Raw genomic sequence first — 12,253 nt, forward strand, 5'->3', positions numbered from 1 at the left:
AATTTAAGTATTTAAAAAATAGATAGTTCTATATTCACTAATATCTATTATCAAAAGAACTAGTGAATAAAATTACTAATAGAAGGAAGAAGAATAATAATGTATTTTCATCTCCGTCACCAAACAATCCACCTAATAATCCGCCACCTTTTTTTTCCGTCATATATACACCTCCTGGATTTAATAAATATTTTAATGCTACAATATAGAATATGTTTTTTATGAGAAAGTGTTACAAATTAATATTTTGTAAGTATACCATTCTTCTTATAAGAATATATTTATATAAATATATTTTTGAGGGGTGATATGGTGAAACATATGACTATAGTAGATTATGGAGATGGTTCAGATCTTAAAGAAAAAATATATGATTGGATATCGGAAAATGAAGGAGAAATACTTGAGATAATCGATATCGAATATGAAAATAGTGGGAATATTTTCTATGCAACAGTAACTTATGAAGAAAGAAGTGACTAATTTTGATGAAAATATATACTTCTAAAACTAAATAAGGTACATATTTGAAGAGTTCCTGTGTATTTACTGAAAAATATGCAGGAGCTATTTATATAGATAATATAAATTAAAGTTATTTGGTGCATTATTTTTAACTATATTAATTAGAATGAATTGACAATATTAGAGTATGGGTGTATTGTATAATTAATACACTAAAGAGGAGGATTCAAATGAAAAGTTTTGAAAAAAATTCAAAAAAAGCTTTCATAGTAACTATAATTATATACCTTGCTTATAAGATATATAATGCAATTCATGCTTTAAATAATGGTCTTGAAAATATGCCAGGAGAACAAAAAGAATTAGAGGCAGTTGGAAAGGGCGGTACTGTATTTGTTGTAATAACAGCTATTATTTCAACGGCATTATTTATATTTTTAACATATAAGATATGTAAATGGATATTTAATAAGATAAATGTGGACAACCCTAAAATACTGGAGAGATTTAGTGGTATATATTTTGCCAATATGACGGTATTATACATATTTTCAATGATAATATTATTATTGACTGATTATTTACCAGCTACAGTATGGGTGAGATTTATTCTATTAGGATTAATAAAGATATTAATCGCAGTGGGACTTAATCTACTTTTATTAGATAAGGAAGAGGATTCAGAAATTAGAACTGTACCAAATATTATATTGTATTCAGTTGTATTTTTATTTTAAGGAGGCTTAAAATGAGTAGGAAAAAGAAAATAGCTTTAATAATTATAGGAATTGCTATTTTAGCATTGGCAATTACAGCTATATTTTTTGGAAGAAAGAATAAAAAAGAAGAAATAAAAGAAAAGAATATTGAAAGATATGTAGTTCCATCTAGGGACAATGTATTCGTAAATGGAATTATATCACCAAGGACGGAGCAAGTTCTTTCAACAGATCCTTCAAAGGGAAAAATTGAAAAAATCCATATAGAAGACGGATCAGAAGTTAAAAAAGGTGCTCCCCTAATAACTTATAGAAGAGAAGAGATAACGGAGCAAATATCTGAACTTAAGAATCAATTGGAAGAGTTAAAGGATTCAAAAAAGAAAGAAGAAGCAATAAGAAATCAGCCTGAAACAACTGCTATTGAGGGAGAAGAATCTCAAATATTAGAATCAAATTTTGCCAGTCAAATGACGGATTATGATTCACAGATTAAAAAAGTAGAAAGGGAGATTTCAAATCTTAAAAATAAAGAATATACTATTGAATATTCAAATTTAGATGGCATAGTGAGTGTTGAAAAGGTATCGTTAGGGGAAGGCCTTCAAGGGGATAGAATAATAGTACAAAGCCATGATTTTGTAGCTACTGGAACTATAAATGAAGTGGATCTGTTTAAATTAAAAGAAGGCATGAGTGTTGAAATGACTTTAGTTGCTAACGAAAGGAAGAAAACAGGTAAAATAGAAAGTATATCTCAAAGACCGTCTTCAGAAGGAATGAGTGGAGAAGGGATGGCAGAAGCTTTTGGTGGAGGAAATGAAAGTACATTTTCAGAGTATCCAATTAAATTTTCAATAGATAATCAAGAAGGGTTAATACAAGGCTTCCATGTTCAAGTTAAAATACCTTATGGGAAAAATAGTATTATGATACCAGATACAGCTATTTTTAAAGAGAATAATAAGACATTTGTATTTTTAATAAAAGACAATATTCTTAAAAAACATGAGATTGAAACTGGCAAGAAGGAAGATGGAAATGTTTTGGTGACAAAGGGACTTAAGGAAAATGATGAGTTAGTAGCTGATGTAACTGAAGACTTGAAGGAGGGGGATGAAGTTGAGTAGTCCTCTTATAGAATTAAAAAATATAAAGAAAAAATATACTACAAAAGCTGGAGATTTTCCGGTTCTAAAGGGGATTAATCTGAATATAGAAGAGGGAGAATTTATTTCTATAATGGGTAAATCAGGTAGCGGTAAAACTACTTTGTTAAATATATTGGGACTTTTGGACAAGTTCAATGAAGGAGAATATACTTTTAGAGGAGAAAATATATCTAATTTCAATGAAAACAGGAAATCTGAATTTAGAAATAAGAATATGGGTTTTATATTTCAACAATTCCATTTAATAGAATCATTAACTGTATATCAGAATATAGAAATGCCCCTATTATATAGATCTGGAGAGACTAAGGAGGATAGAAGAAAGAAGATAGAAGAAAGACTTGAACAAGTAGGATTGCTTGAAAAGAGGAATAACAAACCTTTTGAACTGTCTGGAGGTCAACAACAAAGAATAGCTATTGCTAGAGCATTGGTTACAGACCCTTATTTAATACTTGCAGATGAGCCAACAGGAGCTTTAGATTCTGAAACAAGTGATGACATAATGGAATTAATAAAAAAACTTAATGATGATGGAAAGACTATAATTATGGTAACCCATGATAAAGATTTAAAAAGATATACTAAAAGGGATGTGTATTTAAAAGATGGAGAGTTTTCAGAGGAGGCAACTATATGAAATTTTATAACCTACTGAGAACAGCTTGGTATAGTATGAGAGCTTATAAACTAAGGATATTTTTAACGATGATAGGTATAATAATCGGTATTGCTTCTGTATCAGCTATACTAGCAATAGGAGAAGGCGTAAAAAAGGAAGCTACAAGTTCTATTGAAAAATCAAACCTAAACAAAATAACAATAAATTATAACGCTGGCTTTGAATCAGATGATGTAACTGTAAGACCTTTTGAAAAATCTGATATAAATGAAATAAAAAAAGTATCAGGTGTACAAAAAGTTAAAGAAAATGATGAAGAACAAATATTTGCGTTTAATGATTTCGAAGAAATCTCCTATTTTAATAGACATACTTCTACGGAATTTAAAAAACATGAAGAAAAAGATAAAGATAGGAAGGTTTCCTTTGGAAGAAATATAAATTCTATTGAAGGAAAATCTAATAAAAGGGTTATATTTTTATCTTATAGAGTAGCAGAAGAACTTTTTAAAGAACCAGAGAAAGCCTTAGGAAAAGCTGTTAAGATGAAAGGGGAATTATTTGAAGTTGTAGGAATAGGACGGGAGATCAATATGGAGAATTTTGAGATATCATTAGGTAATATGGACCAAATGCAAGATGATGTATCTATTGTTCCTGAAAAAGCAATTAGAGAAAAAAAGAAATCAGAAGACTCTATTCAAAATATAAGCATTTTTCTAGAGCCGGGAGTAGATAAGGATGAGGTAATAAATGAAGTAAAAGAAAAGTTACATGAACTTCATCCAGATGTAAAAGGAGAATATGAAGAATTTAATCTTCAGGAAATAATAGATTCTATGCAGAAAGTTATAGGTAGTATAACATTATTTGTAGCATTTGCTGCCGGAATATCCCTACTTGTTGGAGGAATAGGGGTTATGAATATAATGTATGTATCTGTAACAGAAAGAAAAAGGGAAATAGGGATTAGGAGAGCTATAGGGGCAAAACCTAGAAGTATAATGCTTCAGTTTTTAGTAGAAGCTATATTTATAACGATAATCGGAGGACTTTTAGGTATAATTTTAGGTTATTTAATAGCTATTATAGCAGGGGAATTCATGCCTATTAAACCAGTTATGACTGTGAAGAATTTCTTAGGGGCATCTTCTATATCTGTAATGACAGGATTAATATTTGGTATAGTTCCAGCTTCTAAAGCTTCTAAATTAGATCCTATAAAAGCTATATATAAATAAAACATTAAAAAGCACTTGGTTAAAAAAACTGGGTGCTTTTGTAAATATTTAATAGAGGGTATTGACAAGTATATTGTACTAGTGTACTATGTAATTAATACACAGGCAGATTTAAAAACCATGGGGGTGAATAAATGGAATTTAATGATAATTTACCTATATATCTTCAGATAATTAATTATTTAAAAAGGAGGATTACCTCTGGTGAAATCTCTGGAGGTGATAAATTGCCATCTGTAAGAGAGCTTTCTTCAAAGCTGAAAGTAAATCCAAATACAGTGCAAAGAGCTTATCAAGAATTAGAGAGAGAAGATCTAGTTTTTACAAAGAGAGGAATGGGGACTTTTGTTACAGAAGATGATGATGTAATTATGAAATTAAAGAAAGATACAGCTAAAGAAGTAATAAGTAATTTTATTGCAGAGATAAAAGGATTGGATTTTGATGATGATGAGATTATTGAAATAATATTAAATGAGATTAAAAAGGAGGATTAGATAATGGAGAATTTGGTTGAAATAAAAAAGTTATCTAAAAACTATTTTAACAAAAAAGCTTTAGATAATTTAGATTTAACTATAGAAGAAGGAAAAGTATTAGGAATTCTTGGACCTAATGGTAGTGGAAAAACTACTTTAATAAAGATATTGACTGGTTTGTTAAGACAATCAAAAGGGGAAGTACTTATTGATGGACACAAAGTAGGAGTATATACAAAATCTATAGTGTCCTATCTTCCAGATAGAAATTTTCTATATAATTGGATGACTATAGAGGATGCTTTTAAATTTTATAGTGATTTTTATTCTGATTTTGATTTAAAAAGAGGGGAAGAACTATTGGATTTTATGAAACTTGGAAAGGATATGAAAATTACTTCTTTATCTAAAGGTATGACAGAAAAATTAAACTTAACTTTAGTTTTATCACGTAAAGCTAAATTATATATATTAGATGAGCCAATAGCTGGGGTAGATCCAGTAGCTAGAGATCAAATTCTTGATGCAATAATTAAAAATTACGACTCAAATAGTTCAATGATTATAACTACTCATTTAGTTAGGGATATGGAAAATCTTTTTGATGATGTAGCATTTTTAAAAGATGGTGAGGTAATTCTTAAGGGGAATGCTGAAGAATTAAGAGAAGAAAAAGGCAAATCTATAGATGAAATTTATAAGGAAATATTTAGTGAGTAGGAGGGGTATTATGGGAAAGTACATGAAATATGAAATAAAAGGGACTTATAAAGTTATTTTAGGTATACTAGCTATAGTTTTAATTGCTACTACAGTATTATATAATTATACGGCAAAGAACGAATCTTCACTAATAATTGCATTGGCTTCTTTACTAATATTTGGAACATTTTTATCTGCATTCTTATATATAGTGGGTTCATTTAGAAAAGAGCTTTATGAAGACAGAGGCTATTTAACTTTTACATTGCCTTTGACAGGTAATCAAATATTAGGAGCAAAGTTAATTGTAGCTTTTATGTGGTTTCTTATACTGGGAGCTATAACAGTTAGCTATAATATCTTTATGATGGCAAAGACATCAGGAGAGACGATAAACTTTAAAGAGTTACTTTCTTTGATAAATAGTAGTGAAATTATATCTTTTGCAATAATGATTCTTATAAGTGGAATTTCAACTTTAATCCTTATTTATTTTTCAATGGCTCTTAGTAGGGTTACTTTAAGAAATAGAAAAATTGGTGGTATGTGGTTCATTATATTCCTGATTTTAAGTGCATTTATAGCATGGATTCAAATGAAAATAGTAACTATATCTCCTTATTATATAAATTTAAAGGACTGGAGTATTGTTAATTCAAATATTTCAGCATTATTTCAAATTGAAATTGATAATGCTTCTTTAATGTTTTCTACTGAAGACTATTTTTATATAAATATAGCAGGATTCATTACTAATATAATCACAGGAATAATATTATTTTTAGGAACTGGTCATATAATTGAAAAGAAGATAGATTTATAGGTAACAAGCCATATCAAAATAATTTTGGTATGGCTTGTTTTTTAATGTTAAAAGGCAGATTATGAAAAACTAATAGTATTTAAACAATAGGGAAGCATAGAATATTATATTAGGGATGGTATAATATTTTAAAGAGGTGATAATTTGGAAAGAAAAGTTAAACTGTTTTTCACATTGTTTTTTTTAATTTTAATTATATTTATTGGGTTGGTCTTTATAAGTGAAAATAAAAATATGGAAAATATAAAAGAAGAATATCCAGATACAAAAGAAGAAGCTTTTTCTTATAGAAAAATTGGCTTAAAAATATGGGCTATCAACCTCATAATTTCTTTTTTAATTCCATTTTTATTTTTATTAACAGGTCTATCAAATAGAATAAGGTTGTTTGCCCAATCGAAAACCAATAGTTTTTTCCTTGAGGCATCTATTTACTTATGTTTTTATTTAGTAATAGATTTTTTAATAACTTTACCTATATCTTATTATGGAAGTTTTGTTATAAAGCACAGATTTGGACTTTCTAATCAATCAATTATAAGATGGTTAGAAGTTGTGCTTAAAGGATTTGGATTAAATTTAATTATAGTATTATTAATAGGATGGTTTCCATTCTACCTTATATATAAGAGTCCTAGTAGATGGTGGTTATATTTAGGAATTATTTCTGTACCAATTTATCTATTTGCAAGCTTTATTACTCCTATGTATATAGATCCTATTTTCAATGAATACACTTCTATTGAAGATAAAGAATTAGAAAGAGATATAAAAAATTTACTTAAAAAAGCAGGTATAGAAGAGGCAAAGATTTATCAAGTGGATAAAAGTACAGACACAAAAGAAATGAATGCCTATATGACAGGAGTAGGGAAATCTAAAAGAATAGTTCTATGGGATACTACAATAAATAATTTAGATAGGGATGAGGTAGTCGGTATTACAGCCCATGAGATAGGTCATTATGTAAAGGGACATATTTGGAAAGGTATAGTATTAGGAGGATTATTTACTACTATAATATTATTCTTAGTAGATAAAACTTGTAATTGGACACTTAAAGGTTCATATAGATATTTTGGATTTAAAAATCTATATAGCATTGCTTCACTACCATTATTAATATTTGTTCTAAATTTTTATACTTTTATTGCTTCACCTGTTATTAGTGGATACTCAAGACACTTAGAATGGGAAGCGGATAAATTTGAATTAGAGTTAGCAAGAAATAAAGAGGCTACTGCTTCTTCTCTTATTAAACTTCATGAAGGAAGTTTATCATTGCCTAGACCTAGTGATATATATAAGATATGGTATTATAGCCATCCTCCTTGTGAAGAAAGGGTTAAGTTTGCATTAGACTATGAATATGAGGATAAAATACCTTAAGCTATCCATAATATTATGGATAGCTTAAATATTCTTTAATAGAAGTTTTATAATTTGTTTTTCTTATTTTTTTTAAGGCTTTTGATTCGATTTGTCTAATTCTTTCCCTGGTTAAATTATATTTATCTCCTATTTCCTGTAAAGTATTAGGCTTATTATCTTTTAAACCAAATCTAAGTTCTAAAATTTCTCTTTCCCTAGAGGAAAGTGTAGATAATATTTTATCTAAATTTTCTTCCAAATCTTTAAAAACTATGGTCTCTTCTAAGCTATAATTATTATCAGGAATTAGATCTTGAAGTTCTATATATGAAGTATCGTTATCTATGGTTATTAGAGTATTTAAAGAAGTGAAACTATAATGTTTTTTTCTGTAATAATTGATTTCGTTGTATTCATCTTCAGTTATTTTTATTTCGGAACATAGAGTATCTAAATCTGTATCTAAATAGTCAAATGAATTTTCTATAGAATTTAGTTTGTTTATTTTTTCCCATATATAGGCAGGAAGACGTATCAAATGGCCATTGTTTATTAGGGCTCTGTCGATTTGCTGAATTATCCAATAATATATGTAGGTGGAGAAACTAGTACTTCTGTTTATGTCAAATTTTTCTATGCCTTTCATCATCCCTATAGTTCCTTCTTGGACTAGATCCTCAAATACAAATGATGATGGTATATTCATTCTTTTTTTAGCAACCATGTATACTAGGCCCATATTGTTTAGAATAAGTTCATCTCTTGCATTCATATTTTTATGAACCTTATAGGAAATTAGTAATTCCCTATTTGAAGGCGTATTGTTTTTGCCTTCTTTAAAATTTTTTTTAGAATAAGCAGATATACTTTTCATATTTATCACCTACTACTATAGCATATTCTTCAAATAACAATAAAATCCTTTTTAAATTTTCAATAATATTGAAAATTTAAAAAGGATTGGTTATTATTTAGTGAATACTCTCATGATCGTCGGTTTTATCTTCTAAGTCAGATAGCAGTTTTTTTGTTAGAGTATTTATATCTTCCACCTTCTCCTGTAACTTATAAAAGGTCTTTGAAAGATTTTCATCTTTACTTCTGGCATAATCATTAGAAGTTAAGAGTATTTCCATACTTGTTAGATGTTCCATATTATTAGAGTTGTTTTCTTCTATTCTTTTAGTTTGATTTATCATTTCACTAATAGATCTAGGGTTTTCCATTTTATTCTCCTTCCTTTTTATATTAAAATCCTTTTAAATTATTATGTTCCGATTTTAAATATATTAATCATTCTATAGTATTAATAAAAAAATAACTTTTAATGATATAATTATAAAAAAGAAGTAGAAAAGATTTGGGAGGAATGAAAATGAAGACTATACTTTGTTATGGAGATTCAAATACTTGGGGCTATAATCCTGATGGTACAGGTAGATATCCAAAAGATATAAGATGGACTAGTGTATTAGAAAATGAATTAGGTAATGGTTATGAAATAATACCAGAAGGTTTGAATGGAAGGACTACTGTATGGAATGATCCAGTAAGAGGTGAATATAGGAATGGAAAAACATATCTATCACCTTGTTTGCATACTCATAAACCTATAGATTTAGTAATATTATTTTTAGGAAGTAATGATTTAAAAAGTAGATTTTCTGTTAACTCTTATGAAATAGCTCAGAGTATAGAGATGTTGATAAATATTATTAAAAAAAGTGAAACAGGTCCAAATATGGTTTCACCTGAAATACTTGTTATAATACCACCACCAATATTAATTCCAGCAGAAGTAAGAGAGGCTGAATATCTTATTCCTGAATTTGAAAAAGCAATAGAAAAGAGTAAACAATTTTCTAAGGAGTTTAATAGATTACTTAGTGGTCAATGTCATTTATTGGATTCATCAAAATTAATCAAAACCAGTGAAATAGATGGAATGCATTTAGATCCAGAAAGCCATAAAATATTAGGAAAAGCGGTAGCAAAATATATAAGAGATCATATATTTTAAATATTTAATTTTCTAAAAAAATAAAAAAATAAAAACAGTATTTTCTTGTAGTAAAATGTAGTAAAGTGAACTATTAGGATGTATTATTCATACCATTCAAAATATTGAGAATATTAGAACTTTATTAAATAGCAAGGAATATTTAAAAAATTGTAGAATATTCTATAAGTAACATGAAAACGTTATCCTTTAAAACGGGGACGTGAAAAAATTTTACTTTTTATGTTTTATTTTTTGTAGTAAAATAAAAAAATAAAAGGAGTGGATTTTTTATGGATGATGGCAATGGTAGAACTAAAGGAGAGGTAAGACAACCCTATTTGTATGAGGCAATTTTATCCCTTGTATTTCTTGTTTTAGTTATGGCAGTAGGTATAGCAAAATTTGAAACTGAGCCTCATATTCCTATGTTTTTAGGTACTATTTTTGCAGCTATTATTTCACTTAAAATAGGTTATAGTTGGGAGGATATTGAAAAAGGAATGCTTGATGGTATATATCAAGCGCTACAAGCAATAATTATTTTAGCGATTATTGGTATGCTAATAGGTGTATGGCTTTTAGCAGGAGTGGTTCCTACTATGATCTATTATGGACTTAATATTTTAAATCCTACTATATTTTTAGTAGCAACCACTATAATATGTTCCATTACTTCTTTAGCTACTGGAACTAGTTGGGGTACAGCAGGGACTATAGGTATTGCGCTTATGGGTATAGCAAAGGGATTAGGCATACCAGCACCTATAGCTGCAGGGGCCATATTATCAGGAGCTTATTTTGGCGATAAACTTTCACCACTTTCAGATACTACAAATCTTGCACCAGCAATGGCAGGAACCGATGTATTTACTCATGTTAAATTTATGCTTCCTACTACTCTAATTTCTTATATAATTGCTTTAGTATTATATTTAATCATAGGTATGCGTTTCAGAGGTGTTAATGCAGATACATCAGCTATAGATGCAATACAACAAGGACTCGCTGCTAGTTTTAAAATTTCACCGTTTTTACTAATTCCACCAATAGCTGTAATAGTTAGTATAGCGTTTAAGATGCCAGCTATTCCTGGAATAACTATAGGTATAATTTTAGGGGCTATTGAAGCTTTCATATTTCAAGGCGCAAATTTAGGCCAATTATTAGATGCTGGCTTTGCAGGATATATAAGTGAAACTGGTGTAGAAGCCATAGATAGCCTTCTTACTGCAGGTGGTTTATCTAATATGATGGATTCTATATCTCTTACAATATTAGCTATGATGTTTGGTGGAATAATGGAAAAGACAGGACAATTAGAAGTTATAGTTAATAAATTGCTTAAGGGAATAAAGAGTGTTACAGGTCTTATAACTATGACCATACTTACTTGTTTAGTTAGTAATATAACTATGCCAGAGCAATACATATCTGTTGTAGTACCTGGTAGAATGTATGCCAACGCTTATAGGGATAAGGGATTGCATCCAAAGACCTTATCTAATGCATTAGAATCTGGAGGAACATTGACTTCAGCCCTTGTACCTTGGAATACATGTGGAGTTTTTATGACTACAATATTAGGAGTTAGTACTTTTCAATATGGAAGATGGGCTTTCTTCAATTATTTTACTCCTATTTTAGTAATTTTGTTAAGTGGCACAAGCCTAGTTGCAGCTCGTATGACTGAAGAAGAGCAGGAAAAAGCAGAAGCAGGCGAATTGGTTTAACATAGAAACCTCTAAGTAAATTTACTTAGAGGTTTTCTTGAATTATAGCTAAATAAAAGGTAGAATTAACATATACTACAAGGTTGGGGGGGTTTAAATGAAAATTTATATAAGTGCAGATATTGAAGGTGTTACTGGTATAAACCATTGGGATGAAACTGAAAAGACTAAAGAAGATTATGAGTATTTTGCTGAACAGATGACTAGAGAAGTTGAATCAGCATGTAAAGGGGCTACTAATGCAGGTGCAGATGAGATTTGGATAAAAGATGCCCATGAAACAGGAAGAAATTTAGATCCATTAAAATTGCCTGAAAATATTAGGCTAATTAGGGGATGGAGTGGGCATCCATTTTCTATGGTTCAAGGACTAGACGAGTCCTTTGATGCCTTAATGTATATAGGATACCATTCTTGGGGAGGTTCCAATTTTAATCCTTTAGCTCATACAATGCATAATTCAGCAATAGACTATATTAAACTAAATGGAGAGCTTTGTAGTGAGTTTTTAATACATTCTTATATAGCAGCTTATTTAGGGGTACCAGTTGCCTTTTTAAGTGGAGATAAGGGGCTATGTGAAGAAGTAAATAGATTAAATGAAAATATAGTGACAGTAGCAGTAAATGAAGGGATTGGTAATTCTACAATAAGTATTCATCCAGATTTAGCTATAGCTAAAATTAAGAAAGGAGTGGAAGAAGCTTTAAAAGGGGATTTAAATAAATATAAAATAAAATTACCAGATTCATTTAAATTAGAAATCAGATATTCTACACACCAAATGGCTTATAGAAATTCTTTCTATCCAAATGCCAAACAAATAGAAGCTAAAACTATAGTTTTAAATTCTGATGATTATTTTGATATATTGAGAGGAGTTTTATTTTTAACTTAATTAGATAAAAATTTAAAATAAGTTGGAAT

At 29.0% G+C, this 12,253-nt stretch carries 15 protein-coding genes; 12 read left to right on the forward strand and 3 right to left on the reverse strand.

The genetic code is table 11. The features are described 5' to 3' along the window. Positions 1–37: 37 nt before the first annotated feature. Entirely contained in the window at positions 38–163 is a 126-nt protein-coding gene (locus tag FYJ27_RS12860) for a hypothetical protein (RefSeq protein WP_264291925.1), read from the reverse strand. 146 nt (positions 164–309) lie between these two features. Between FYJ27_RS12860 and FYJ27_RS01905 the strand changes: the two genes are divergently transcribed. The 9 genes from FYJ27_RS01905 (at position 310) to FYJ27_RS01945 (ending at position 7,612) form a co-directional block, all read left to right on the forward strand. Continuing rightward, a complete protein-coding gene (locus FYJ27_RS01905) occupies positions 310–483 on the forward strand; it encodes a hypothetical protein (protein WP_154482303.1) in 174 nt (57 codons plus the stop codon). Positions 484–695: 212 nt separating this feature from the next. Then, the gene (locus FYJ27_RS01910; RefSeq protein ID WP_154482306.1) at positions 696–1,202 is read left to right on the forward strand and encodes a hypothetical protein; all 507 of its coding nucleotides are present in this window, start codon (positions 696–698) and stop codon (positions 1,200–1,202) included. A gap of 11 nt (positions 1,203–1,213) precedes the next feature. Further along, positions 1,214–2,314, forward strand: a complete 1,101-nt coding sequence (locus tag FYJ27_RS01915; RefSeq protein WP_154482309.1) for an efflux RND transporter periplasmic adaptor subunit — start codon at positions 1,214–1,216, stop codon at positions 2,312–2,314. Further along, positions 2,307–2,996, forward strand: coding sequence for an ABC transporter ATP-binding protein (locus FYJ27_RS01920; protein WP_229775439.1), 690 nt, complete (start codon positions 2,307–2,309; stop codon positions 2,994–2,996). The genes FYJ27_RS01915 and FYJ27_RS01920 overlap by 8 nt, the downstream gene beginning before the upstream one ends. Beyond that, positions 2,993–4,219, forward strand: coding sequence for an ABC transporter permease (locus FYJ27_RS01925; RefSeq protein WP_154482315.1), 1,227 nt, complete (start codon positions 2,993–2,995; stop codon positions 4,217–4,219). The genes FYJ27_RS01920 and FYJ27_RS01925 overlap by 4 nt, the downstream gene beginning before the upstream one ends. A 134-nt stretch (positions 4,220–4,353) precedes the next feature. Beyond that, positions 4,354–4,716, forward strand: coding sequence for a GntR family transcriptional regulator (locus FYJ27_RS01930; RefSeq protein ID WP_154482318.1), 363 nt, complete (start codon positions 4,354–4,356; stop codon positions 4,714–4,716). 3 nt (positions 4,717–4,719) lie between these two features. Further along, on the forward strand, positions 4,720–5,418 hold the full coding sequence (locus tag FYJ27_RS01935; protein ID WP_154482321.1) for an ABC transporter ATP-binding protein: 699 nt from the start codon (positions 4,720–4,722) through the stop codon (positions 5,416–5,418). A 10-nt stretch (positions 5,419–5,428) separates the two neighbouring features. After that, positions 5,429–6,223, forward strand: a complete 795-nt coding sequence (locus FYJ27_RS01940) for a hypothetical protein (RefSeq protein WP_154482324.1) — start codon at positions 5,429–5,431, stop codon at positions 6,221–6,223. 144 nt (positions 6,224–6,367) lie between these two features. After that, positions 6,368–7,612, forward strand: coding sequence for a M48 family metallopeptidase (locus FYJ27_RS01945; RefSeq protein ID WP_154482327.1), 1,245 nt, complete (start codon positions 6,368–6,370; stop codon positions 7,610–7,612). A 13-nt stretch (positions 7,613–7,625) separates the two neighbouring features. On the opposite strand, the gene FYJ27_RS01950 is transcribed toward FYJ27_RS01945, so the two are convergent. Both FYJ27_RS01950 and FYJ27_RS01955 read right to left on the reverse strand, forming a co-directional pair. Beyond that, positions 7,626–8,468, reverse strand: coding sequence for a sigma-70 family RNA polymerase sigma factor (locus FYJ27_RS01950; protein WP_154482330.1), 843 nt, complete (start codon positions 8,466–8,468; stop codon positions 7,626–7,628). A gap of 97 nt (positions 8,469–8,565) precedes the next feature. Next, complete coding sequence (locus FYJ27_RS01955) at positions 8,566–8,820, reverse strand: hypothetical protein (protein ID WP_154482333.1); 255 nt, start codon at positions 8,818–8,820, stop codon at positions 8,566–8,568. Between the two features lie 149 nt (positions 8,821–8,969). On the opposite strand from FYJ27_RS01955, the gene FYJ27_RS01960 reads away from it, so the two are divergent. From FYJ27_RS01960 to FYJ27_RS01970, 3 genes are all read left to right on the forward strand, one after another. Next, positions 8,970–9,614: an SGNH/GDSL hydrolase family protein gene (locus FYJ27_RS01960; RefSeq protein ID WP_154482336.1), complete on the forward strand. Its 645-nt coding sequence runs from the start codon at positions 8,970–8,972 to the stop codon at positions 9,612–9,614. A gap of 272 nt (positions 9,615–9,886) precedes the next feature. Continuing rightward, the gene (gene nhaC, locus FYJ27_RS01965; protein WP_154482339.1) at positions 9,887–11,326 is read left to right on the forward strand and encodes a Na+/H+ antiporter NhaC; all 1,440 of its coding nucleotides are present in this window, start codon (positions 9,887–9,889) and stop codon (positions 11,324–11,326) included. 97 nt (positions 11,327–11,423) lie between these two features. Continuing rightward, a complete protein-coding gene (locus tag FYJ27_RS01970) occupies positions 11,424–12,224 on the forward strand; it encodes a M55 family metallopeptidase (RefSeq protein WP_154482342.1) in 801 nt (266 codons plus the stop codon). Positions 12,225–12,253: the final 29 nt, after the last annotated feature.

The sequence above is a fragment of the Anaerosalibacter bizertensis genome, assembly GCF_009696605.1.
GTDB lineage: Bacteria > Bacillota > Clostridia > Tissierellales > Sporanaerobacteraceae > Anaerosalibacter > Anaerosalibacter bizertensis.